21 protein-coding genes are annotated in these 23521 nt (G+C 70.5%); 6 read left to right on the forward strand and 15 right to left on the reverse strand.

Annotation, left to right across the window (positions count from 1 at the left end):
- Nucleotides 1-205: 205 nt before the first annotated feature.
- From JOE55_RS06640 to JOE55_RS06690, 11 genes are all read right to left on the reverse strand, one after another.
- Complete coding sequence (locus JOE55_RS06640; protein ID WP_239546477.1) at nucleotides 206-1402, reverse strand: MFS transporter; 1197 nt, start codon at nucleotides 1400-1402, stop codon at nucleotides 206-208.
- A gap of 22 nt (nucleotides 1403-1424) precedes the next feature.
- Nucleotides 1425-1955 (reverse strand): DedA family protein, encoded by a 531-nt coding sequence (locus JOE55_RS06645; protein WP_204782395.1) that lies wholly within the window; start codon nucleotides 1953-1955, stop codon nucleotides 1425-1427.
- A gap of 127 nt (nucleotides 1956-2082) precedes the next feature.
- Nucleotides 2083-3075: a 2-hydroxyacid dehydrogenase gene (locus JOE55_RS06650; RefSeq protein WP_204782396.1), complete on the reverse strand. Its 993-nt coding sequence runs from the start codon at nucleotides 3073-3075 to the stop codon at nucleotides 2083-2085.
- Between the two features lie 349 nt (nucleotides 3076-3424).
- The gene (locus JOE55_RS06655) at nucleotides 3425-4306 is read right to left on the reverse strand and encodes a hypothetical protein (protein WP_204782397.1); all 882 of its coding nucleotides are present in this window, start codon (nucleotides 4304-4306) and stop codon (nucleotides 3425-3427) included.
- Nucleotides 4303-5037, reverse strand: a complete 735-nt coding sequence (locus JOE55_RS06660; protein ID WP_204782398.1) for a hypothetical protein — start codon at nucleotides 5035-5037, stop codon at nucleotides 4303-4305. Before JOE55_RS06660 ends, JOE55_RS06655 begins: the two co-directional genes overlap by 4 nt.
- Nucleotides 5038-5306: 269 nt before the next feature.
- On the reverse strand, nucleotides 5307-5927 hold the full coding sequence (locus tag JOE55_RS06665) for a superoxide dismutase (protein ID WP_006214046.1): 621 nt from the start codon (nucleotides 5925-5927) through the stop codon (nucleotides 5307-5309).
- A gap of 103 nt (nucleotides 5928-6030) precedes the next feature.
- Nucleotides 6031-8202: an alpha-amylase family glycosyl hydrolase gene (locus tag JOE55_RS06670; protein ID WP_204782399.1), complete on the reverse strand. Its 2172-nt coding sequence runs from the start codon at nucleotides 8200-8202 to the stop codon at nucleotides 6031-6033.
- Nucleotides 8203-8837: 635 nt separating this feature from the next.
- Nucleotides 8838-9797, reverse strand: a complete 960-nt coding sequence (locus JOE55_RS06675) for an ABC transporter substrate-binding protein (RefSeq protein WP_024289597.1) — start codon at nucleotides 9795-9797, stop codon at nucleotides 8838-8840.
- Nucleotides 9794-10474: an ABC transporter permease gene (locus JOE55_RS06680; protein WP_006214041.1), complete on the reverse strand. Its 681-nt coding sequence runs from the start codon at nucleotides 10472-10474 to the stop codon at nucleotides 9794-9796. The genes JOE55_RS06675 and JOE55_RS06680 overlap by 4 nt, the downstream gene beginning before the upstream one ends.
- Nucleotides 10471-11148: an ABC transporter permease gene (locus tag JOE55_RS06685; protein WP_006214040.1), complete on the reverse strand. Its 678-nt coding sequence runs from the start codon at nucleotides 11146-11148 to the stop codon at nucleotides 10471-10473. Before JOE55_RS06685 ends, JOE55_RS06680 begins: the two co-directional genes overlap by 4 nt.
- On the reverse strand, nucleotides 11145-12314 hold the full coding sequence (locus JOE55_RS06690; protein WP_061710924.1) for an ABC transporter ATP-binding protein: 1170 nt from the start codon (nucleotides 12312-12314) through the stop codon (nucleotides 11145-11147). The genes JOE55_RS06685 and JOE55_RS06690 overlap by 4 nt, the downstream gene beginning before the upstream one ends.
- Before the next feature lie 217 nt (nucleotides 12315-12531).
- Here JOE55_RS06690 and JOE55_RS06695 point away from each other — a divergent pair, with 217 nt between their 5' ends.
- Complete coding sequence (locus JOE55_RS06695) at nucleotides 12532-13485, forward strand: DUF808 domain-containing protein (protein WP_204782400.1); 954 nt, start codon at nucleotides 12532-12534, stop codon at nucleotides 13483-13485.
- Nucleotides 13486-13587: 102 nt separating this feature from the next.
- On the opposite strand, the gene JOE55_RS06700 is transcribed toward JOE55_RS06695, so the two are convergent.
- Nucleotides 13588-15456 carry an ABC transporter ATP-binding protein gene (locus JOE55_RS06700; protein WP_204782401.1) on the reverse strand — a complete coding sequence of 623 codons (1869 nt, stop codon included), beginning with the start codon at nucleotides 15454-15456 and terminating at the stop codon, nucleotides 13588-13590.
- A gap of 83 nt (nucleotides 15457-15539) precedes the next feature.
- On the reverse strand, nucleotides 15540-16004 hold the full coding sequence (locus JOE55_RS06705; RefSeq protein ID WP_006214035.1) for a MarR family winged helix-turn-helix transcriptional regulator: 465 nt from the start codon (nucleotides 16002-16004) through the stop codon (nucleotides 15540-15542).
- A gap of 111 nt (nucleotides 16005-16115) precedes the next feature.
- On the opposite strand from JOE55_RS06705, the gene JOE55_RS06710 reads away from it, so the two are divergent.
- On the forward strand, nucleotides 16116-17006 hold the full coding sequence (locus JOE55_RS06710) for a dioxygenase family protein (RefSeq protein WP_024289594.1): 891 nt from the start codon (nucleotides 16116-16118) through the stop codon (nucleotides 17004-17006).
- Nucleotides 17007-17041: 35 nt separating this feature from the next.
- On the forward strand, nucleotides 17042-17833 hold the full coding sequence (locus tag JOE55_RS06715; RefSeq protein ID WP_204782402.1) for a DMT family transporter: 792 nt from the start codon (nucleotides 17042-17044) through the stop codon (nucleotides 17831-17833).
- A 22-nt stretch (nucleotides 17834-17855) separates the two neighbouring features.
- Here JOE55_RS06715 and JOE55_RS06720 read toward each other — a convergent pair whose 3' ends face one another.
- Nucleotides 17856-18569, reverse strand: a complete 714-nt coding sequence (locus JOE55_RS06720; RefSeq protein WP_204782403.1) for an MOSC domain-containing protein — start codon at nucleotides 18567-18569, stop codon at nucleotides 17856-17858.
- A gap of 164 nt (nucleotides 18570-18733) precedes the next feature.
- Between JOE55_RS06720 and nhaA the strand changes: the two genes are divergently transcribed.
- Complete coding sequence (gene nhaA / locus JOE55_RS06725; protein ID WP_204782404.1) at nucleotides 18734-20131, forward strand: Na+/H+ antiporter NhaA; 1398 nt, start codon at nucleotides 18734-18736, stop codon at nucleotides 20129-20131.
- A gap of 60 nt (nucleotides 20132-20191) precedes the next feature.
- Here the strand turns inward: nhaA and JOE55_RS06730 are convergent, their stop codons facing one another.
- Nucleotides 20192-20680 (reverse strand): hypothetical protein, encoded by a 489-nt coding sequence (locus JOE55_RS06730; protein WP_204782405.1) that lies wholly within the window; start codon nucleotides 20678-20680, stop codon nucleotides 20192-20194.
- Nucleotides 20681-20771: 91 nt separating this feature from the next.
- Between JOE55_RS06730 and JOE55_RS06735 the strand changes: the two genes are divergently transcribed.
- Entirely contained in the window at nucleotides 20772-21623 is an 852-nt protein-coding gene (locus tag JOE55_RS06735; RefSeq protein ID WP_239546479.1) for an SIR2 family NAD-dependent protein deacylase, read from the forward strand.
- A 263-nt stretch (nucleotides 21624-21886) separates the two neighbouring features.
- Entirely contained in the window at nucleotides 21887-23416 is a 1530-nt protein-coding gene (locus JOE55_RS06740) for an amino acid permease (RefSeq protein WP_204782406.1), read from the forward strand.
- Nucleotides 23417-23521 lie beyond the last annotated feature (105 nt).

Genomic DNA, 23521 nt, shown 5'->3' on the forward strand with positions numbered 1-23521 from the left:
CAGTCATGCGCCCTCATCGAGGCCGCACCACCGCATGTCATCACGTCCGATCAGCAGCAGAAGTGCGGCCTCGGCGCGGCGTCTTCGCTCATGCCGCAGCATCGCATGCCATGGGGCGGGATCAGAGGAATACGTGCGGCCTCAACCGAGGGGGCGGGGCGGCAGGTGCGCGGGGCGGCAGGTGCAGGACGACGACAGCGGCGGATCAGCTGCGCAGCGCGCGCTCCGCGCCGGAGGCGGCCAGCACGGCGCAGGACAGCCAGATCGCACTCGCAGGCCCCAGCGGGGCGGCGACCGCGCCGGCGATCAGCGGCATCCCCACCTGTCCCAGTCGGTTGGCCATCAGCCGCACAGCCAGCGCCGAGCCGCGCCAGCTGGAGGGAACGGCCGTGGTGATCATGGACATGGTCAGCGGCTGGCCGAGCCCCAGGAAGAAGCCGCCGATCGCCAGCAGCAGTCCCGCCAGCCACACGTGGCCCATCACGAACGGCGGCACGGCGAGCGCGATCGCCGAGCCCAGGAGGCTGGCCTTGAGCAGTCCGGGCCGGGAGAAGCGGACCACCAGCTTGGGCAGCACCACGCGCGAGAGGATCGAGGCCCCGCCGCGGATGGCCAGCAGTGCACCCACGACCACCGGGGCCACCCCCGCCTGCTCGCCGACCAGCGGCAGGAACGCGGTGAGGATGTCGAGCATGGCCAGCAGCCCGAGCGAGGCGGTCATCTGCGGCGTGACACCGGGGGCGCGCATGACGCGGGCGATGGAGGCGCGCGGCGCGTCGTCGTCGGAGGAGGTAGCGGGCCGAAGCGTCCCGGAGCTCGTGCGCAGGAGGACCGGAAGCAGCGCGGCCAGCGCCAGTCCCGCCCCGACCCACAGGGCGAGCTCGATCCGCGCCAGGCCGTAGGCGGAGCCGGTGACCGACTGCGAGCCCACGAGCGCCCCGCCCAGCAGCGGCCCGAGCATCTGCCCCACCGAATACGAGGCGGTGAACCAGCCGAAGCCGGCATCCAGGCGGTCGTCGGGAGCGATGCGCGCGATCGAGGTCTGCCCCGCGATCGTGAAGGCCAGGTGCCCCAGCCCGAGCACCGCGCTGGCGGCGGCGATGCCCAGCACCGACGGGAGCAGAGCCAGCCCGGCGCCGCCGATGCCCAGCATGGCCACGCCGGCGCAGAGCATCAGCCGCAGCGAGGACATGCGATCGGAGACCCGCCCGAGCCACAGCGCGGTGATCAGCGGCAGGATCGCGTACGCGGCGGTGGTGACGCCGATCGTGAGCGGGCCGGCATCCAGGGCGATCAGCTTGTAGCTCGTGATGGGGCGCAGCAGGTTCAGCCCGGTCTGGGTCAGCGCCCCGGCCAGGCACAGCAGCCACAGCCACATGAGGGAGCGCGGGGAACGGGTCATCGCCGTCGAGGGTACGCCCGTGTCAGTCCAGGGGCGCGGCGACCTCCGGGTCGAGCCGCCGACGGGCGTCGCGGCGCCTCCAGTAGGCGCGCAGCCCCAGCACCAGCGCGATCACGACGACGACCACCGCGGCCGTCACCACCGGCTGGCGCAGCCAGGCCTGCAGCACGGCCATCCCGACCGTTCCGTAGATGCAGCCCCAGAAGAAGGTGCCCGCGAGCATGGCCGGGATCCATCGCACCAGGGGCATGCGGGTCAGCCCGGTCATGACGATGACCGCCGTCTGGAATCCCACGGTGAGGAAGCATGCCGGGACGGCCAGCACGCCCCACCGGTTCACGAAGGCCTCGGCGCGCAGGTACGCCGGGGAGGCGACGACGCGCTGCACGAGCAGCGAACGACGGCCCCCGCTGCCGGCCGCGCGCGCGATCCCGTACATGATCGACGTCCGCAGGATGCCCACGGCCCAGAAGAAGAGGATGGTGCCCACGACGGGCAGCGATTCGATCCACTGCCCCATCGCCTCGAGGGAGGAGGGGGCCTGGTCGTCCATCCCGCCAGGCTACAAGCGCGCCGAGCCGCTGGTTGGCGACGAGGTGTCGCCCGCCAGCACGCACGACGACGGCGCCGCCCCCTCGCGAGAGGAGAGCGGCGCCGTCGTCGATCGGTCCTATCGGGCCTCAGCTCTTCTTGGCCTCCGGGTTCACGGCGTAGGGCGGGACCTCGCCGGCGGCGATCGCGATCGCGTTCTGGGCGCACATCTCGCCCATGCGGGCGCGGGCGGACTTCTCCGCCGAGCCGATGTGCGGCAGCAGGTACGCGTTGGGCAGATCGATCAGCCCGGGCTCGAGCACCGGCTCGTTCTCGAAGACGTCCAGACCGGCAGCGGAGATCTCGCCGTCCTGCAGCGCGGCCACGAGCGCCTTCTCGTCCACCACCGGTCCGCGGGCGGTGTTGACCAGCACCGCGGTGGGCTTCATGGCCGCGAGCTCCTTCTGGCCGATCAGATGCCGGGTGCCGTCGCTGAGCGGGACGTGCAGGGAGATGTGATCGGAGGTCTCGAGCAGCTCCTGGAACGGGACCTGCTTCACCTTGCCGGCCAGATCGCCGAGCTCGTCGTCGGAGACCTCGCGGTCTTCCGGGGCGCGCTGGACGAACACGACCTCCATGCCGAAGCCCAGGGCACGACGGGCCATCGCCTTGCCGATCCGACCCAGGCCCACGATGCCCAGACGCGTGCCCGAGACGTCCTCGGAGAGCATCTCGTTGGGTGCCAACGGCTGGAACTGCCCGCCGCTCTCGCGCACGATCTGCTGCATCTCATAGGCACGACGGGCGGCGCCCAGCAGCAGGAGCATGGCGATGTTCGCCGTGGGATCCGTGACTGCATCCGGGGTGTTGCCGATCAGCAGGCCGCGCTCGGTGGCGGCCTCGACGTCGAAGTTGTTGAAGCCCACGCCGAAGTTCGCGAAGCCCTTGACCTTGGCTCGGGACATGAGGTCGGCGTCGACCTTCTGGGACAGCTGCTGGATCACGGCGTCGTACTCGCCGCCGCTCACCGCTGCGTCGAAGTCCTCGGGGGAGATCCCCTCGATGACCTCGAGCTCACCGACCTCGCGCAGCATGTCCTCGGCGGGGCCGGGGACGGTGAACGTGCACAGGAACTTCGGCATGGGGCTTCCTCTCGACGGGCTCTCGACGCACGGGCCAGGGCTGTCCGCTGGGGCCAGCGGTCGCGTGCGGCCCGTGTCACACGCATCCTTCCCATCGTCGCCCGGATCTCCGCGCGAGTCCACCGCGCGCAGTCGTCGGCTTCCCAGCCACCCGCGGACCCGTCGTCCGCGTTCAGCCGCACCGCGCTCCGCGCCACCGCCCCCCGCGCGCCTGCGTGCGCAGACGCGAGAGCGGAGGCGGCGAGCTGGTACCTCCCGGATACCCCAGCGCCGCATCAACGCTTCACCACACAGAACCAGCGATCCGGAGCATTCTGGCGTCGACTCGGCGACCAGTGCACACGGTTAGTCACATGGGCGATGTCTGGATCTCGGCATTGCCGAGGTTCCTGAGCGGAGTCTCCAGCCAGCTCGTGTCGGAACGCAGGCTGACGACGCAGCGACGGGCCGAGTCAGATGCGACCTCCTCCACCTCAAGGTCCGAGTAGCGCTCCGACAACCCCTGCCCTAGGTAGTGCGCGGCCGCAGAATCACAGTCAAGGGAATCAGCAGACTCTGCGTCCACTCGAGCGACAACCTCCCCCGTGTGGCTCTCCGAGCAGGGCACGAACCTACGAGAGTGTCCGTCGAGGCACTCACGGAGCCCGTCGCCCCGACCGGTCGTCAGAGCCCCCTCCAGGGATGCAGCAGCAAGATTCCCTTCTAGCTGCACGACACAGCTTTCGGAGACCGTGGTTGGTCGAACTACATCGCTGAGCAGGTCAGTCTCGGGGTCGCCCCCGGCGTACTGAACTACCGTGGCCATGTTGCATTCGTCACCTGCCGTCGAGACTACTTCTGCTCTGTGCTCGACGTTGCAGGCGACCACCGAGTCGAGGTCCGCGGGATCAGCCAAACAGGCTCCGGGCTTGAGCACCGAGGGCGAAGTAGGTGAGACTTCCGCAGGTATCCGCCCCGAGGGCTCCACGTCGGGAGAACTCTCCGGTACTGGATCATCCGAATTCGTGTCGGTCGCCTCGTCAGCCGTGAGCCACATAACGAAATCCTTGAGAGGCGGGTAGTAGCCACTGAGCAACGGCGCAATGAACACAGCGACGGCGGCGATACCCCCGAAGATGGCTAGCGCCTTGCCCCAGACCTTCCGCCGGACTCTCCCCAACCAATTTCGAAATGCCCGACTAGCTGTGCCCCCCGAACGTTGGTCGTCAGGAACCTTTTCGTTCCGGCTCACTGCAACTCGAAGTCCCAGAGCACTGCCTGGGAAGCCCCGTTCCTCGAGCAGTCCTCGACCTCATCGTCCAGGTAGACCTGGACGACCAGGGAGTTGACGTCGGCCACATCGAGGTCGAAGGAGGACACCTCGTTGAAGGGAACGCGCTTGATATCCAGCTGCCCCCCATTGCCCTCGACCCGGACCACCAAGACTTGATCGCTGGACGGGGACTCATTCGCCTGGCCGGCGGAGAAGGTCAGCGTGTCGAAGTTGTTCGCCAGACGAAGCTCAAGCTCGTCGGGGTCGGAGTACGTCTCAACGCCGCACTGATCGATCTCCCCGGCGATTCCGGTCAGATCCTGCTGGTCGGCCACGTCGTAGCGGTTCTCCTCCCACACCTCACTGGGCTTGAAGAAGTTCGAGAGGGTCAGCAGCTCCCCCTTCTGGTCCTCTCCCAAGATGGGGGCGTCGTCCTCATCATCCGACGACTCGGAGCTGCTCGAGGGCACATCGGAGGCGACGGAATCGGACGGCTCAGTCGGGGTGGGCGACGAGGTCTCCGACAGCTGTGCCGACTCCGTCTCCTGCTCGGGTGAGGCCTCGCTGGCTGCAGGGGCCTCCGCCGTCTGCGTCACCGTGACAGTCTCGGCCGGCTCTGACTCGCCACCCTCTCCCCCACCCGCCCCGCCGCAGGCGGTGAGCAGGAGCAGACTGGATGTGAGAACGGCAGCACGCCCGATGCGGTGCATAGAAACCCCCGGTAGTAGACGATGCCCGAGCGACCCACCCCCGTGAGCCGAAGCAGTAGAAACCAGTCTGACATGGAGAAACATCAAAGTCACCCGGTCTGTGGGACGGAAACCTACGCGCCTGGCCGGCTCTGGGGTGCATGAAGGCAGGCGGGGACGGGCCGGGGCATGGCAGCGCCCCCGTGCCCTTGCGGGCGACGGGGGCGGTGCGGGCGGACTCGGCCGCGCTCAGGCGGTCGGAGTCAGCTGCTGTTCGGAGACGGTCGGTCTCAGACGAGCGAGGAGGCGCCGGCGCGGGCCTTCTCCAGGCGCTGGGCGACGTCCTCCCAGTTCACGACGTTCCACCAGGCCTTGACGTAGTCCGGCTTCACGTTCTGGTAGTCCAGGTAGAAGGCGTGCTCCCACATGTCCAGCTGCAGCAGCGGGAACGTGGCGACGGGGACGCCGTTCTGCTGGTCGTACATCTGCTCGATCACCAGGTTGCCGGCGATCGGCTCGTAGGCGAGGATCGCCCAGCCGGAGCCCTGGATCGTGGTGGCCACAGCGGTGAACTGCGCCTGGAAGTTGTCGAAGGAGCCGAAGGCGTCATCGATTGCGGAAGCCAGCTCGCCGGTGGGCTTGTCGCCGCCGTCCGGGGACATGTTCTTCCAGAAGATCGAGTGGTTGATGTGACCGCCCAGGTTGAACTGGAGGTCCTTGGAGAGCTTGGCAGCACCGGCGGCGTCGCCGTTGGCGCGGGCCTCCTCCATGGACTCGAGGGCCTTGTTGGCCGCGGTCACGTAGGTGTTGTGGTGCTTGTCGTGGTGCAGCTCCATGATGCGACCGGAGATATGCGGCTCCAGTGCGGCGAAATCATAGGGCAGGTCGGGCAGAACGAACTTCTCAGCCATGAGACTTCCTTCCTTCGTCGAAGTGACTCTTCCATCCAATAGTTCTGAGTCACTCAGGTCAAGGTGGTTCAGCCAAGGGCTGAGGAAAATCTCAGTGTGCTGATCACCGGGGGATGACGCGGACCCAGGACCAGCCGTGGGCCTCGAGCAGGATGCCTTCGCGCAGGTCGATCTCGACGTCGTCGCGCAGTCGCGTGCCTCGCGGGAGGAAGCCAGACAGCGTCTCGCCGGTCACGAACTGGGCCCAGTCCGAGAAGTTGGCCAGGCACAGGACGACGGTCTGCGGCAGCTCGCCGTCGGGGCGCAGCCCCACCCGCTGGAGCCCGAGCACGGCGGGATTCCGAGTGTCGAAGTCCACGACCTCCTGTCCCTCGAACTCGAAGGCAGCCGCGCGCATCTCAGCCAGACGGCGGATGGTGCCGTAGACCTGCCCGGCTGTCGCGAAGAAGTCATGGCGGCTCTCGAGCGCCGAGGCCTCGAGCCGCGGTCGGTGCAGCCAGCGCGGATCGTCGGCATGGCCGGGCTCCCGCTGCCAGTCGACGTCGTTGAGCACGGCGAGCTCATCGCCGAGCCACAGCTCGGGCACCCCGCTCATGCTGAAGGCCACCGCGTGGGCCAGCAGCAGGCGCGCGGCGCCGGCTCCGGGCTCCTCGCGGATGCCGCTGAGCGAGGCCGAGGTGCCGCAGACCCCGTGCTCGGTGCGCACGCATCCGGACTCGGCCGCGAAGGCACCGGGGAAGCCGCCGGTGTAGAACCGGTCCAGGAACTCGCGATGCGCCTGGGGGTCGATGCCCTCGGGGACGTCCTGGGGGCCGAAGCCCCAGCTCAGGGCGTCGTGCTGGCGCACCGGCAGCAGCCGCCCGGTGCCCGCGCTCGCCCCGGGCTGCGGAACCGCGCGCTCGAGCATCTCGACGCTGCGGGTGGCCAGTGCGCTCCAGATCAGCGACGTCCGCCCGAGCCCCTGCCCCACCGGGGCGCCCTCGGACCGGACATCATCGGCATCCTGGGTCTCGAGCACGCTCGAGGGCGCGGCGATGCGCAGCACCTCGGCCAGCGCCTCCAGGACCAGCAGGCCGCGGCGGTGGGATTCGCGGGCGTCGTCGCCGCTCCACAGGCGGCTGGCGGGATCGACGCGCAGGACCTGCGCCCCCAGCCCGGCCACGTGCAGCAGCTCGCCCGCCACGCACAGCAGGACGTGCGGCGAGGTCCAGTCGAGATCCCACTGCTCCGGTGCGGCGGTGGAGCGCACGAGCCGGGGATCGAACCGGCTGCCCGGATTCAGCGGCACCCACTCCTGGCCTGCGGCCGAGCGGGCCTGGGCTTCGTCGAGCGTCAGAGGCCGCGACGACCCCCGACGCGTCCCCCGCCGCACCTGATAGAGGCGCTCGAAGTACTCGCTGCCATCGGCCGCGGCCCGCGCCCAGTCGTGGTCCGACGACGTCCTCGACGTCACGACGTCGAGCATCAGCGAGATCCCGGCCCGGCGCAGGGCATCGGCGAGCCGCCGCAGGTCGTCGGCACCGCCCAGGCGGGGATCGGTCTCGCGGTGGCTGGAGACGGCGAAGCCCCCATCCGGGCGCTCGGGGTGCGCGCGGAACGGAGGCATGAGCCGCAGGTGCGTGATCCCCAGCTGCTGCAGATAGGGGATGCGCTCCTGCACGCCGGCGAATCCTCCGGCCCAGCGATCGGCGTAGGCGGCCGCGGCGAACGAGCCGCGCGAGAGCCACCAGGGCTGAGCCCCCTCGGCCGCCGCATCGGCCTGGCGCAGCGCACTGGAGCGGGCGGCCCAGGACCCTGCCAGCATGACGGCGAGATCCCCGACGACGACCGCCAGCTCCTGGTGCTCGGCCCGGTCTCCGTAGATCTCCACGATCAGCTCGACGAGCCGCCCCAGATGCTCCTCGGCGCGGCGGCGGAAGGCCGGGGCGTCGGGAAGGTGCCGCAGGGCGTCGTCATCGAGGCGCGTCCGCGCCACGCGCAGCAGGTCGGCATGCGGAGCCTCGGCCCGCTCGGGGAGCTCCCGCTCGCGGGGGCTCGGTGCGAAGGCCTCGACGGACCGCTCGGCCGGTCGATGCGCGGTGAGGCCCTCGGGGCTCTCGGCGGATGCGAGGGCCGCGGCGGCGTCGCCGCCGCTCAGGTCCGCATGCGGCCGTGCGACCGGGCGCCGACGTCGGCCGACGGTCCCGGATCCTGCCCCATGGACGGAGGCGCCGGGACGGTCGTCGTCGGGGTGGTCGGGTGCGGAGATCGCGAGCTGAGTGATGTCTTCTCCCAAAGGTCAACCCGCGTGGGCAGCAGCGGGAACGGCTCAGGATCTCCATCGACTCCGAGTAGGTGCGTCTGCCCCGGCGAGCGGCGCGGGCACGAGGTCCGCAGGTCGCTTCGAGTCGGGACGCCGCCAGCATAGTCAGCACATAGCAGGAAGCCACTTCCAGGAAGCGCTGTGACACTGTGGGCGGTCTGGGGGGGCATTTCGGCAGATGACGCGGAGATCACTCGCCCCTGCGCACCCATCCACCACCGTCCACAGCCGGTCCACACGGTGATCCACAGAGGTCTCCACAGCTGGTGGATAGTCCTCCGTGTCGCTCACAGGTTGTCCACCGGGTTATCCACAGGCGAAGCGCGTCCAGGAAGGGCGTTCAGGGGTCAGCAGCAGCCGCATTCGGCCCAATGCGCACTGAATCCCCAGGTCAGGGGCCGTTACTCTGCAACGATCCCCTTCCGTGAAAGGTCACGTAGCACAGTCGGGCCGCACTCGCGAAGCTGTGGAATCCACCGTCCACTCTGTGGAAAGCCCGTCTGAGAGTGTGGAGAACAGGGCTTGCCCTGGGGACAGAACGCAGCCAGAGCGGCTGTGAAGGCCGCCAGCATGCTGATCCCGGCGTCCCCAGCCTGTGGAGCGGCCCGTCAGCCGACTCGATAGCCGTTGTCCGCCAACCAGCCCTCAGCCGCCTGCTGTGCGGAGATCGCCTGATCGCCGCTGATCTCCTGATTGAGCTCGAGCAGGTCCTCGGTGCTCAGCTTCTCCGAGACGCCGTCGAGCACCTCCTCGGCCCCGTCGGGAAGGCGCTGCGGGGACACGAGCGGGATGACCTGCTGCGCGGCGAAGTTGCTGCGCGGGTCCTCGAGCACCACCAGGTCCTCCTCCACGATGGCCGGCGTGGTCGTGAAGATGTCGGCGGCATCGGCGTCGCCGCTGGTCAGGGCGTCGACGGTGAGCGGGCCGCCGGCGTCGTTGATCGGCTGGAAGGACGCGGGCTCGCAGCCGTAGACGGAGGCCAAGCCGTCGAGGCCGTAGGAACGCTCCTGGAACTCCGGGGCGCCCGCGAAGGTCATGTCCGCGCACAGCGGGGCGAGATCCTCGAGGCTGCGCAGCCCGTGCTCGTCAGCGGTCTGGCGCGTGACCACGATCGAGTCCTTGTTCTGGGCCGGCGACGGCTCGAGCACCGACAGCCCCGGAGGCATGGCCTCGGGAAGCTCCTGCAGGATCTCCTCCTCCCCGGTGGCCGTGGCCTCCGGATCGAAGTAGGTCAGCAGGTTGCCCGTGTAGTCCGGGACGGCGTCGATCGAGCCGTCCTGCAGGGCTCCGATGTACGCCTCGCGGGCGCCGATCCCCGGCTCCGTGTCCGCCTCGATGCCCTCGGAGCGCAGGGCCCCGGCATAGATCTCGGCGATGATCTGCGACTCCGGGAAGTCGGCCGAGCCCACGGTGACGGAGCCGTCCGGCGTGCTGGCTCCCCCACCGGTGGCCAGCGGGTCCGAGTTCAGCCCGCAGCCGGTCAGCCCGAGCATGAGCGCCGCGCCGAGGGCCAGGACCGGACGACGGCTGCGCTCGGCCGGGGAGGGTCGGAATGCGGGTCCGGTCACGGTGTGCCTCCTTCGGGACGACGGATGCCGGGCGAGGTGAGCCCGCGCTGCAGCAGCGAGAGCAGGGCATCGACCAGCAGCGCGAGCACGGCCACGAGCAGCACCGAGCCGAGCATCCGGCCGTAGTCGCGCACGGCGAGCCCGTCGATCAGGTAGCGGCCCAGTCCGCCCAGGTTGATGTAGGCGGCCACGGTGGTCGTGGAGATGACCTGCAGGGCGGCGTTGCGCACCCCGCCCATGATCACCGGCACCGCCAGGGGCAGCTCCACGCGGGTGAGGACCTGCCACGGCGTCATGCCCTGGGCGATCACGGCGTCGCGGACCCGCGGGGAGACCTCGGCCACGCCCACGCAGGCCGCGCTGAGGATCGGCGGGACGGCCAGGATCACGAGCGCCAGCAGCGGAGGGACGAGCCCCAGGCCCATGAGCAGCGAGAACAGGGTCAGCAGGCCCAGGGTCGGCAGGGCGCGCAGGGCGCCGGCCGCGCCGATGACCGCTGCGGCCCCGCGGCCGGTGTGCCCGATCGCCGCTCCCAGCGGCACCGCCAGCACGACGGCGATCAGCATGGTCAGCCCGGAGTACTCGAGGTGCTCCAGGATCCGCATGGGGATCCCGGCGCTGCCGCTCCACTGCTCGGGATCCGACAGCCAGGACCAGGTCAGCTCGATCAGGTTCATGCCGCACCTCCCGTGGCGGCCACGCGCGCGTGGACCCGGCGACCGGGTCGCTGCCAGCGCGTCAGGCCCAGTCCGAGCAGGCGCAGCAGCTGATCCAGCACCAGGGCGAGCACGACCGTGAGCACTACGCCGACCGCAATCTCCTCGACGATCCCGCGGCGCAGCCCGTCCGTGAACAGCGTGCCCAGCGACTGGATGCCGATGACCGCGCCGACCGAGACCATGGAGATGTTGGCCACCAGCGCGGTGCGGACGCCCGCGAGCATCACGGGCACGGCCAGAGGCAGCTCAACAGCCCAGAAGCGCTGCCACCGGGTGTACCCCAGCGCCGAGGCGGCCTGGCGCACGTGGGGATCCACCGAATCGAAGGCGTCGGCGCACGAGCGGACCAGCAGCGCGATCACGTAGAGGCTCAGGGCCACGATCACGTTCCACACGGAGGTGATCAGTGTGCCCAGGATCAGCGGCAGGAGCACGAACAGGGTCAGCGACGGGATCGTGTAGAGCAGCGCCGACCCGTTGATCAGCAGCGGGCGCAGCCACCGGGAGCCCACGGCCGCGCGTGCCACCGGGATCGACACCAGCAGCCCCACGACCACCGGCACGATCGACTGCACCAGGTGGGTGAGCAGCAGCTGGCCCACCCACTCGAGGTTGTCCTGCAGCCAGCTCACCGGCCGGCCTCCCGCTCGCGGCGCGCGTCCTCGATGGCCGCGAGCACGTCCTCGGGCCGCAGGACGCCGCGCACCCGTCCGTCGTCGTCCACCGCCACGGCCAGGCCCGACGGCGACGACAGCGCCGCGTCCAGCGCCGAGCGCAGCGGGGCGCCCCGGCGATGGAGGGAGCCGCCCACGCGCTGCGCGTCGGAGCGGTCGGCGAGCGCCGGCTCGGACTCGCCGCCGCCCCACGGAGCGGTCCTGCCTGCGCCCGGAAGCGGGGCGAGCCAGCCGATGGGGCGGCCGTCGTCGTCGACCTCGAGCGTCCACTCCCCGGCCGCGGCGTGGCCGCCGAGCGTGGTCGTGCTGCCCTGCGGATCGCGGACCCGCACGCCGCTGAGCACGACGTCCGCCTGATCGAACTCGAGCGCCCGGAAGCCGCGGTCGCGGCCCACGAACTCGGCGACGAAGCCGTCGACCGGCGCCCGCAGGACCTGCTCGGGGGTGTCGTACTGCGCCAGGCGGCCGCCCTGGGCCATCACGGCCACGCGGTCGCCCAGCATGACCGCCTCGTCCATGTCGTGGGTGACGAACACGATCGTCTTGTCGAGACGGTGCTTCAGCTCGATCACCTCGCGCTGCAGATCGGCGCGCACGAGCGGATCCACCGCGGAGAAGGGCTCGTCCATGAGCAGGATCGGCGGGTCGGCGGCCAGTGCGCGGGCCACGCCCACGCGCTGCTGCTGTCCTCCCGACAGCTGCGAGGGATAGCGCGAGCCCAGCGCGGGATCCAGCCCGATGATCTGCATGAGCTCCTCGGCGCGCTTGCGCCCGGAGGCCCGCGAGCCGCCCTGCAGCCGAGGCACGGTCATGATGTTCTCGCTGACGGTGCGGTGCGGCATCAGGCCCGAGGCCTGCATGACATAGCCCATCGAGCGGCGCAGCCGGTGGGCGGGGACGGTGGAGACGTCGCGGCCGTCGACCTCCACGACCCCGGAGCTCGGCTCGACCATGCGGTTGATCATCCGCAGCGACGTGGTCTTGCCGCAGCCGGACGGGCCCACGAAGACCGTCAGGGAGCCGCGGGGGACCTCAAGATCGAGGTCGTCCACCGCAGTGGTGCCGTCCGGGTAGGTCTTGCGCACACCGCGGAAGGCGATCGCGATCTCATCGCTTGCGTTCACAGGAGGTCCTGACGTCGGGGAGCTCCACTGTAAGCCAGTCCGGCCCGAGTTCCCTCAGCAAGCTGGCAGTTCATCGGATGTTCCGGGCGATGCCCTCGTGGCATCGGACGATTCGCGGCCGCGGCGCTTACCCTGCTGGCATGACCCGGACCCCCGCGCCCCCGCGCCCCCTGTGCCCCCTCGCGGCCGTCGCCGTCCTGCCGAGCCGAGGCGCGCGATGAGCGGCGGTCTGATCGCGCTGCTGGACGACGTGGCGGCGATCGCCCGGGTGAGCGCGGCCTCCGTCGACGACATCGGCGCCGCCACCGGCCGCGCCTCGATCAAGGCCGCCGGTGTGGTGGTCGACGACACCGCCGTGACCCCCCAGTACGTCAAGGACGTGGAGGCCTCGCGCGAGCTGCCGATCATCTGGCGGATCACCAAGGGATCGCTGCGCAACAAGCTGCTGATCATCCTGCCGATCGCGCTGCTGCTGAGCCAGTTCGCGCCCTGGGCGCTCACGCCGATCCTCATGCTGGGCGGGTCCTACCTGTGCTTCGAGGGCGCCGAGAAGATCTGGGGAGCGCTGTCCGGGCACTCCCACGAGGAGCCGGCCGTCGACCAGGACGCGGCCTCCGACGGCAAGTCCGCCGAGGACAAGATGGTCGCAGGCGCCGTGCGCACCGACCTGATCCTCTCGGCGGAGATCATGGTCATCTCCCTCAACGAGGTCGCCTCCGAGGGCTTCCTCTCCCGCCTGATCATCCTGGCGATCGTGGCCGTGGTCATCACGGGCGTGGTGTACGGGGTCGTGGCGCTGCTGATCCGCATGGACGACGCCGGGCTCAAGCTCGCCTCCACCGGCTCCGGGGCGCTGCAGACGATCGGGCGCGGCATGGTCAAGGCCATGCCGAAGATCCTGCAGGTCATCTCGGTCGTCGGCACCGTCGCCATGCTCTGGGTGGGCGGGCACATCATCCTCGTGGGCCTGGACGAGTTCGGCTGGCACGCCCTCTACGGCTTCGTGCACCACATGGGCGAAGCCGCCGCTCACGTCGTGCCCGTCCTCCAGGCCGCCGTGTCCTGGATCGTGAACACCTTCTTCTCGGCGGTGCTCGGACTGATCTGGGGCGCGATCATCGTGGTCGTCGTGACGCTGATCCAGAAGGCCCGCGGCAAGTCGGCCCACTGACGCCCGCTGCCGTCAGCCGTTTCCTCAACCCACCCGCATCGAGTGGCACCGCAGTGTGCTGTGCCCCGTTGAGTGGCCCCGCGGGCCCGACGACGCGACCGATCACTCCTGGTCGGCGAACTGCGTCTCGTAGAGCTCGGCGTAGCGGCCTCCGGCGGCCAGCAGCTCGTCGTGGGGGCCCTGCTCGACCACGCGGCCGCCCTCGATCACCAGGATCCGGTCGGCGCGGCGGATGGTCGAGAGCCGGTGGGCGATCACCAGGGCGGTGCGCTCGGCCATGGCCTCGTCGAGCGCGGCCTGCACGAAGGCCTCGCTCGTGGAGTCGAGCGCGGAGGTGGCCTCGTCCAGGATCACCACGCGCGGGGAGGCCAGCAGCAGCCGCGCGATGGTCAGCCGCTGCCGCTCGCCGCCCGAGAGCCGGTAGCCGCGCTCCCCGATCATGGTGTCGAGCCCGTCGCCGAGCTCGCGCACCACATGGTCCATGCGCGCGCGGGACAGCGCGGACCACATCTGCTCGTCGTCGGCGTCGGACGCGGCCAGCGCGAGGTTCTGCCGGATGGTCTCGTGGAACAGGTGCCCGTCCTGCGTGACCATCCCGACGGCGCCCTGCAGATCCGTGAACGAGGTCTCGCGCACGTCCACCCCGCCGATGCGCACGGCCCCTGAGGTGGCGTCGTAGAGGCGCGGGACCAGTGAGGCGATCGTGGACTTGCCGGCGCCGGAGGACCCCACGAGCGCCACGGTCTGACCGTGCTCCACCGTGAAGTCCACACCGTGCAGCACCTCCTCGCCCACCCGGGAGTCGAGGGCGGTGACGTCCTCGAGCGAGGCCAGCGAGGTCTGCTCGGCGGAGGGATAGGTGAAGCGCACCTGGTCGAACTCGACGGACACGGGACCGTCGGGGATCGCCCGGGGGTTCTCGGGCTCGCGGATCAGGGGCTCGAGGTCGAGGATCTCGAAGACCCGCTCGAAGCTCACCAGCGCGCTCATGATGTCCAGGCGGGCATTGGCGAGCATGGTCAGCGGGGTGTACAGCCTGGTCAGGAGCAGGGCGAGGGTGACCACCTGGCCGGCGTCGAGATTCCCGACGATCGCCTGCACGCCGCCCACGCCGTAGACCAGCGCGAGCGCCAGCGCCGAGACCAGGGTCAGGGCGGTGAGGAACGTGGCCTGGAGCATGGCCACCCGCACCCCGATGGTGCGCACGCGACCTGCGCGGCGGGCGAACTCGTCGGATTCGGACTGCGGCTTGCCGAACAGCTTGATGAGCGTGGCCCCGCCGGCGGAGAACCGCTCGGTCATCTGCGTGGACATCGAGGCGTTGTGCTGGGCCGCCTCGCGCTGCAGCCTGGCCAGCCGCCCGCCCATCAGCCGCGCGGGGATCAGGAAGATGGGCAGCAGCAGGACCGACAGGAGGGTGACCTGCCATGAGATCGAGACCATCACCCCGACGGTGAGGATCAGCGAGACCAGGTTCGAGACCACCCCGGACAGCGTGTTGGAGAACGCGCGCTGGGCGCCCAGGACGTCGTTGTTCAGCCGCGAGATCAGCGCTCCCGTGCGGGTGCGGGTGAAGAAGGCGACCGGCAGGGTCTGCACGTGGTCGTAGACGGCGGTGCGCAGGTCGAGGATGAGCCCCTCCCCGATCGTCGCCGACAGCCAGCGGTTGAGTATGCCGAAACCGGCATCCAGCACGGCGATCAGCGCGATCAGCAGCGCCAGGCGCACGACGAGATCCACCGAGCCGCTGCCGGTGATCGCATTGACCACGCGGCCCGCGAGCACCGGGGTGATCACGCCGAGCACCGCCACGACCACCGACGTCAGCAGGAAGCCCAGCAGCATCCGGGAGTGCGGGCGGGCGAAGCGCACCACGCGGCCGACGGTCTCGCGGGAGATGCGCGATCCCTTGAGGCTCTCGCTCTGCGTAGCCGAGCGCATCAGGGCCCAGGGGGAGGCGTTCATGCTCATCCCGCCCACGCTAGACCCGCTCCGCTGCTCGCGGGCCGGATCAGAGCGAGGTCATCAGACAGCGAACAACCGGACCACGACGCTCAGACGCGCGGGGGCTCGACGCCGTCGGTGAGGTCGCGGGCAATCCGGGCGATCTGCTCGACCTGCTGGGCGCTGAGGCGATCGAAGATCTCCTCGCGGACGTGGGCGACGTGCCCCGGCGCCGCGCTGCGGACCTTCTCGAAGCCGTCCTGAGTCAGCTGGGCGACGACCACTCGGCGGTCCTGGGCGTTGGCGCTGCGTCGGACGTAGTCATGGCGCTCCAGCCGCGCGACGATGCGCGAGAGCCGGGACTGCCCCGTGAAGGTGGCTGCGGCCAGATCCGACATGCGATGGCTGCGATCCGGGGCCTCGGAGAGCATCGCCAGGACCAGGTACTCGGCGAGGCTGAGGTCCTCGTCGTCGACCAGCTGGCGCTCGATCGTGCCGGGCATCTTGAACATCAGCGCGACGAGGGCAAGCCATGCCTCCCGCTCGTCGTCGTTGAGCCATTGCGGTTCCACCATGGTTGTCACCTTACTGCCCATTCTGGGTACTTGACGCATCACGTAATGAGGCGTAGAAATACTTTCCGACGCAACCGGCAGAAGGCTTGCCTCTTCGAACAGGAGCCCCCGATGACCACCCAGCCCACCTCGGCAGGAACCGCACCCGGCATGACCGCCCTGGACCGCCACGACCTCACGGCCGTGCCGCGCAGCGCCATGCAGCCGCGCTGGCAGGACGGCGACGCCCCGCTGCCGACCTTCTACATCGGCCATGGCTTCCCCGGACTGCTCGACGACGGCCTGTGGATGTCGGAGCTGTTCGAGTGGGCGGTCTCGCTGCCCAAGCCCAAGGGCATCGTGATCGTCTCCGCCCACTGGGAGCAGGCACCCACCATGATCACCGCCCCGGCGGCGGGGACCCCTCTGGTCTACGACTTCGGCGGCTTCGAGGAGCGCTTCTACCAGCTGCAGTACGCGACCCCGGATGCCACCGAGCTGGGCCGCCGGATCGCCGCGACCATGCCGGACGACGAGCCCCTCTACCAGCACCGCATGCGCGGACTCGACCACGGCGCCTGGGTGCCGCTGCGCGCCATGTACCCGCTGGCCGACGTCCCCGCCCTGCAGGTCTCCATGCCCACGCACGATCCCGAGCGACTGATGGACCTGGGACGGCGCCTGCGCGAGCTGCGCGCGGAGGGGTACCTGGTCGTCGGGTCGGGATTCATGACCCACGGGCGCCCCTCGGTCCAGCTGCTGCGCGCCGACGACGGCACCGCCGAGAACTGGTCCTCCGACTTCGACCTGTGGGCCGCCGAGATGCTCGACGCCGGCCGCGTGGACGCCCTGGCCGACTTCCGCCGCCAGGCCCCGGGCATGCCGCACGCCCACCCCACCGTGGAGCACTTCACGCCGCTGTTCATCACCCTGGGGGCGGCCTCGTCCCCCGATGCCGAGGTCCGCACCAGGATCGAGGGGTTCAAGATCGGGCTGTCGAAGCGCTCGATCGAGATGAGCTGACACCGGCCCCCCGCTGCTCTGCGAGGATGGTGGGCATGGATGATCAGGGAACCTGGCCCGTGCCCCTGTCCGCTCAGGACGGCACCGACGCACGCGCCTTCGACCGCCAGATGATGGACGAGATCCGCTCCGACCCGCAGGCGCTGCAGGAGATCGGCGGCGTGAAGGGCAATGTGCTGATCGTCCTGGTGCCGCTGCTGGCTGCGATCGCCGCTGTGGTGCTGCTGCTGCAGTGGATGCGCGACGGCTCCTGGGTCTGGCCCGCGATCCTGGCGGTCGTGCTGATCGTGGCAGGCGTCGTGTGGATCGGGCGCCTGCGCGCGGTCATGGGCCAGGCCCGCCAGGTGCTGGGCCAGGCAGCCACCGGCTCGGTGGGCTACGGGATCGGCATCATCCGCGAGCTGCGCATCGGCGGGGACGCGGCCGGCGTCGACGACGACCCCGCGGACCACGCCGCTGAAGAGGCCCCGAACGCCGCCGGGGCCGACGAGACCTCCGACGGCCCCGCCGAGGATGGCTCCTCGACCACGGGCCCGATCCGCGATGCCGACCCGGCCGACGAGTCCGAGCTGTCGGAGGACGAGGACGACGACCTCTCCTCGGTCGAGGTCCAGCTGACCCTGTCCGTGACTCCGGGGCGGGGCAAGCCCTTCACGGCCCAGCTCTCCCAGCGCTACGCCACCGTCGATGCCCTGCGCCTGGAGCGCGGCCAGCACGGTCCGGTGCGCTACCTGCTGCGCTCCCCCGAGACCACGGCGGCCGTCGACGCCAGCCTCAGCCCCGACGCCGTCCAGCGCCTCTACCGCGCCGCCGCCCTGAACGGCTGATCCGCAGGCCCGGGCGGGCGGATCAGCTGGGCAGGTTCGGGTCGGCGCCGCCGATGAGCGCCTGCAGCCGATCCAACAGCTTGGGGCTCAGGTCCTCGCCCGCCTGGAGCACTCGGGGCGCCAGGTCGCGCTCCAGGGTCCGCGCCCGGAAGGCCTCGGCCACCGTGATCCCGTGCTCGGGACGGGAGATCACCCGGACCTCGTCGCCGCGCCGGACCTCCCCGGGGGCGTCGACGGCCAGGTAAGCCCCGGAGCGCGCTCGCTGCGTGAAGCGCTTGATCCAGCCCTGCTCCTCCATCACGCCGGCGAACGTGCCGCACGGGATGCGGGGCTCGGTGACGCGCAGCCGCGCGGTCCCGATCTGCCAGAGCTCGCCGATCACGGCGTCGTCCACCGCCACGGACTCGAGCGTGAGGTTCTCGCCGAACATGCCGTCGTGCAGCGGACGGCCCAGCTGCTCCTCCCACCAGTCCAGCTCGGCGCGGTCGAACGCGTAGACGGCCTGGAACCTGCCGCCGTGGTGGGCCCGATCGCCCACGAAGTCGCCTGAGACCCCCGAGGCGACCGGGGCGTCGGGGTCCCTGGGGCCGGGGTCGGCGATCGCCACGGGTCCGTCGATGGGCTGCTTGAAGATGCCGGTCGAGACCCGACGGGGCGCCGGATTCTCCCGCTCGGTGCCCACGTTGAGGCTGCGGACCCTGCCCGTCGCGTTCCCTCTGTGCTCGTGCGCGCTCATGCCGGAATCCTAGATCCGCACCCTGTGCCGCACAGACCGAGCGCTGGGGCCAGGCGCATCGCTTTGCTAACGTGGCAAGCGGTGAGCCGGGAAGTCTGGTCGGCCCGCGAGAGCGGAATGCGCATGTACCTGCCCTCATGCAGGCCGAATCCCACAGGAGACCGATGACCACGCCCCACAGCTCTGCGGAGAGCTCCGCCAAGCCCGATCATCACGCCGAGCCGCACCACGACCCCATCTACGGCGCTTCCGACACTCCCTCCTCGAGCGGGATCGGTCGGCTCCTTCGCTCGGAGACGGTCGCCGGCGTCCTGCTGCTGATCGCCACGGTCCTCGCCCTGAGCGCGGCCAATGCACCCGGGCTGCGCGAGCTCTACGAATCGGTCAGCGACTTCCACTTCGGCCCCGTCCTGGGCGACCCCGACAGCCCTCTGCTCACCCTGGACCTGAGCGTGAGCCACTGGGCGGCCGACGCCCTGCTGGCAGTGTTCTTCTTCCTGGTCGGCCTGGAGCTGAAGCAGGAGTTCGTGGACGGCGAGCTGCGCAACCCAGGCAAGGCCGCCGTGCCGATCGCAGCCGCCTTCGGCGGCGTCGCGGTCCCCGCCCTGATCTTCGTGGCCTTCGCCGCCAGCAGCGGCGGCGGCGAGCTCATGGGCGGCTGGGCGATCCCCACCGCCACGGACATCGCCTTCGCGACCGCAGTGCTGGCGATCGTCGGCTCGCACCTTCCGGTGGCCATGCGCACGTTCCTGCTGACGCTGGCCGTCGTCGACGATCTGATCGCCATCACGATCATCGCGCTGTTCTACACGTCGGATCTGAGCCTCGCCCACCTGGGGGCTGCGATCATCCCGATCGCCGTCTTCGCGCTGATCGCCTACAAGGGGCAGGCCACGTTCGCCGAGAAGACCTGGCTGACCTGGCTGAGCCTGTTCCCGCTGGGCGTGATCACCTGGGCGCTGTTCTACAACTCGGGCATCCACGCCACCATCGCGGGCGTCGTCCTGGCCTTCATGGTCCCCGTCCGCCCGAACCGCCGCACCGTCGAGCGCAACCCCGAGGCCGTGGGCCTCGCATCCCACCTCGAGCACCTGGTGCGCCCGTTCTCCGCCGCGCTGTGCGTCCCGATCTTCGCCTTCTTCTCGGCCGGGGTGTTCGTGGAGGGCTGGAGCGGCCTGGTCGAGTCCTGGACCTCGGTCGCGGCGCTGGGCGTGATCGTGGGCCTGCTCGTCGGCAAGACGGTCGGCATCACCGCCACCACCTGGCTGCTCACCCGTCTGCGCAGGTTCAACCTCGATCCGGACATCCAGTGGATCGACGTCGTCGGCCTGGCCGCGCTGGCCGGCATCGGCTTCACGGTCTCGCTGCTGATCAGCGAGCTGTCCTTCGGGCCCTCGTCGGATCTGGGCGCCACCTCCAAGGTCGGCATCCTGACGGGCTCCGGGCTCGCCGCCGTCGTGGGCGGCGCCCTGCTGGCCATCCGCAACCGCCACTACAAGAAGCTCGGCACGAGCTCCTCGGACGAGGCCACGCAGGACGACGCCTCCTCGCAGGGCAGCTGAGCGGACATGACTGAGGGGCCGGGACATCTGTCCCGGCCCCTCAGTCATGTCGACTCCGCCTCAGCGGCGCTTGTTCGAGCTCCCACCGGAGGACGACGCCCGCGCAGAGCCCGGCACGGCGGTCGAGCCGGAGCGGGAGTAGGCGCGCTTGTCGCCCTTGCCCGCCTTGCCGTCGCGCTGGGCGGAGACCGTGCGGGAGAGCTGCGCCTGGACCGGCTGGCCGTCCGCGTCGCGGATGACCTCGGCCTCGGCCTCGCGCTCGTCGTCGTGCTCGACGCCGCGGGAAGGCGCCGCCGAATCGCGCAGCGCCAGGCGCTCGCGCTCGGAGCGCTGAGCCGCCCCCGGACGCGCCGGAACGCGGCGGGCGCCGTCGCCTGCGGAACCCGGGACCGCGATGACCGCCACGGCCACCACGTTCAGGGCCAGACCGGCCAGCCCCAGGATCCAGCCCAGGACGGCCCAGCCGAAGCTCACGAAGAGCAGCGCGAGGAAGATCAGCCCGAGCGAGGTCAGGACGGCGGGGGTGAGGCGTCGGAAGTCGTACTTCATGCGTCCATTCCATCACAGGCACCGCGGCGGTGCCGGAGTGCCGGGCTCGCACGGCCCCGCGGGTCGGGGTCAGTCGCCTACCGTGGAGGCCATGAGCACCGAGAAGGATCCCGACGAGTCCCTGTCCCAGCGCGCCGGCCGGCTCAACGCCCAGCTGCAGGCGATCGGTCCCGAGGTGCTGGATCTGTGCCGCTCGGCCTCGAGGGTCGCGGTGCTCTCTGGCGCCGGCATCTCGGCCGAGTCCGGCGTTCCCACCTTCCGCGCCCCGGAGACCGGGCTGTGGGCCCGCTACTCGCCGCAGGAGCTGGCCACCCCGGAGGCCTGGGAGGCCGATCCGGAGCTGGTCTGGGCCTGGTATATGCAGCGAGCGCGATATGTCCGGCAGTGCGCGCCCAACGCCGGGCACCGGGCGCTGGTGTCGTGGAGCGAGTACGCGGACGTCAGGATCGCGACGCAGAACATCGACGACCTCCACGAGCGCGCCGGGTCCTCCGATGTGTCGCACCTGCACGGCTCCCTGTACTCGTTCCGCTGCTCGCTGTGCGGCCGCCCGGCGGATCAGTGGCAGGTCGCCGACCTGCGCCTGGACGAGCCGCCGTTGGACGAGCCGCGTCCCGAGGCGCCGCCGGAGTGCCTGGAGTGCGACGGCCCCATCCGCCCGGATGTCGTGTGGTTCGGCGAGGCCCTGCCCGAGGGCGCCTTCGACGACGCCGAGTCCGCGATGGCCTCGGCGGGGCTCGTGCTCGTGATCGGCACGTCCGGGCTCGTGCAGCCGGCCGCCTCGCTGCCGCTGACCGCGATGGGCCTGGGTGTCCCGGTCGTGGAGATCAACCCCGAGCCGACCGGATTCTCCGCCCACGCCGATCACTCGGTGCAGCTGGCCTCCGGCACCGCGCTTCCGCTGATGCTCTCGGCGGCCCGTCGCAGCCCCGGCAGGGCCTGACCGGCCCTCTCCGGCGCCGGAGCGCAGCGCAGCCGTCGTCGGGGGCCGAGCGCTCGAGCACGGTCCCGTGGGGCCGGGCTGTCCCCGCAGCCCCATGCGGAGGAATTCATCCCCGCAGGACACGGCGGATGTGGCGCATCCGGGCCGGAAGGGCCGTACAGTGGGCGCACCCTGTGGGGCCAGTCACAGCCACCTGTGATAGCGGCGACAGCGCACCACCTGACGCCCCGGGTCCCGTCCGCATCCGTCCTCGGGAGCACCCAGTGAGCACCAACTCGCGCGAGAGCGCGCCCTCAGATCCCCGCGGCACCTCCACCGACGGCACCGCACCTGTCGAGAGCAGCGACCTGGCCAAGGTCATGGGCCCCGGCCTGCTGCTGCTGTTCATCGTCGGCGACATCCTGGGAACGGGCGTCTACGCCCTGACCGGCACGATCGCCGGCGAGATCGGCGGCGCCGCCTGGGCCCCGATCCTGCTGGCCTTCTTCGTGGCCGCCGTGACCGCCTTCTCCTACCTGGAGATGGTCACGAAGTACCCCGGCGCCTCGGGCGCCGCGCTCTACACCCACAAGGCGTTCGGGATCGGCCTGCTGACCTTCATGGTCACCTTCGCCGTGCTTGCCTCCGGCCTGACCTCCGCCTCCACCGCCGCTCGCACCGTGGCCTCCAACCTCGTGGCGGGCTTCGGCTGGGAGGATCCGCCCATGACGGCGGTGACCCTCATGGCCGTCGGCTTCATGGTCCTGCTCATGCTCATCAACCTGCGCAGCGTCAAGGAATCCCTGATGCTCAACGTGGTGCTGACCTGCATCGAGCTCTCCGGCCTGGCCATCGTGATCCTCATCGGCCTCTGGGCCGCGACCCAGGGCAATGCCGACTTCTCCCGGACCATGATCTTCGAGACCCAGGGCGACAAGTCGATCTTCCTGGCGCTGACCGCCGTGACCTCCCTGGCCTTCTTCTCCTTCGTGGGATTCGAGGACTCCGTCAACATGGTCGAGGAGACCAAGGACCCGCAGAAGAACTTCCCGCGGATCATGCTCATCGGCCTGTGCATCACCGGCGTCGTCTACGTCCTGGTCTCCATCCTGGCCGTCGCGATCGTCCCGATCGGCGTGCTGGGCGAGTCCACGACCCCGCTGCTCGAGGTCGTCAACGCCGGCGCCCCCGGCATCCCGGTCGGCGCGATCTACCCGTTCCTGACCATCTTCGCGGTGGCCAACACGGCGCTGATCAACATGCTGATGGCCTCGCGCCTGCTCTACGGCATGGCCTCCCAGGGCGTGCTCCCGGGGTTCCTGGCCAAGGTCAGCTCCAAGCACTCCGTCCCGTGGGCCTCGGTGGTCTTCACGACCGTCCTGGCCGCCGCCCTGATCCTGGTGGTCGGGCAGATCATGGCCAAGGAGACCGCTGCCGCGCTCGGCGGCACGACCGCGCTGCTGCTGCTCGGCGTGTTCGCGGTGGTCAACGTGGCCGTGATCGTGCTGCGCAAGGACAAGTCGCGCGAGGGCACCGGCTACTTCCGGGCTCCCGCGTTCATCCCCTTCATCGGCGCGGCCACCACGCTGTTCCTGATCGGCCCGTGGGCGCAGGACGTCATCGAGTACCAGATCGCCGCCGTCCTGCTGGGCATCGGCCTGCTGCTCTCGGCGGTCAACTGGGCGTACAAGCGCTTCGTGAAGCACGAGCCCATGGGCTTCGAGGACACGCAGGCGATCGCGACCCTGGGCGAGGAGCCGGGCGGGCACGATCCGCTCGGCGACTACTCCACGCACGAGCACCACAGGAAGTGATCTGCGCCCCGCCGCGCGGGGTGCAGCTGCCGGCCGGGGGGCCGTCGGATCGATCCGACGGGCCCCTGGCCGCTGTCGCGCCACAGGGCCATGAGACAGTGAGGT

The organism is Kocuria palustris (genome assembly GCF_016907795.1).
Lineage (GTDB): Bacteria > Actinomycetota > Actinomycetes > Actinomycetales > Micrococcaceae > Kocuria > Kocuria palustris.

Coding starts and splice junctions, on each gene's coding strand:
- JOE55_RS06660 (WP_204782398.1), bottom strand. CDS start 5,037: ATGCACCGCATCGGGCGTGCTGCCGTTCTCACATCCAGTCTGCTCCTG.
- JOE55_RS06730 (WP_204782405.1), bottom strand. CDS start 20,680: ATGAAGTACGACTTCCGACGCCTCACCCCCGCCGTCCTGACCTCGCTC.
- JOE55_RS06705 (WP_006214035.1), bottom strand. CDS start 16,004: ATGGTGGAACCGCAATGGCTCAACGACGACGAGCGGGAGGCATGGCTT.
- JOE55_RS06695 (WP_204782400.1), top strand. CDS start 12,532: ATGAGCGGCGGTCTGATCGCGCTGCTGGACGACGTGGCGGCGATCGCC.
- JOE55_RS06640 (WP_239546477.1), bottom strand. CDS start 1,402: ATGACCCGTTCCCCGCGCTCCCTCATGTGGCTGTGGCTGCTGTGCCTG.
- JOE55_RS06720 (WP_204782403.1), bottom strand. CDS start 18,569: ATGAGCGCGCACGAGCACAGAGGGAACGCGACGGGCAGGGTCCGCAGC.
- JOE55_RS06665 (WP_006214046.1), bottom strand. CDS start 5,927: ATGGCTGAGAAGTTCGTTCTGCCCGACCTGCCCTATGATTTCGCCGCA.
- JOE55_RS06735 (WP_239546479.1), top strand. CDS start 20,772: ATGAGCACCGAGAAGGATCCCGACGAGTCCCTGTCCCAGCGCGCCGGC.
- JOE55_RS06715 (WP_204782402.1), top strand. CDS start 17,042: ATGGATGATCAGGGAACCTGGCCCGTGCCCCTGTCCGCTCAGGACGGC.
- JOE55_RS06680 (WP_006214041.1), bottom strand. CDS start 10,474: ATGAACCTGATCGAGCTGACCTGGTCCTGGCTGTCGGATCCCGAGCAG.
- JOE55_RS06650 (WP_204782396.1), bottom strand. CDS start 3,075: ATGCCGAAGTTCCTGTGCACGTTCACCGTCCCCGGCCCCGCCGAGGAC.
- JOE55_RS06700 (WP_204782401.1), bottom strand. CDS start 15,456: ATGAGCATGAACGCCTCCCCCTGGGCCCTGATGCGCTCGGCTACGCAG.
- JOE55_RS06645 (WP_204782395.1), bottom strand. CDS start 1,955: ATGGACGACCAGGCCCCCTCCTCCCTCGAGGCGATGGGGCAGTGGATC.
- nhaA (WP_204782404.1), top strand. CDS start 18,734: ATGACCACGCCCCACAGCTCTGCGGAGAGCTCCGCCAAGCCCGATCAT.
- JOE55_RS06710 (WP_024289594.1), top strand. CDS start 16,116: ATGACCACCCAGCCCACCTCGGCAGGAACCGCACCCGGCATGACCGCC.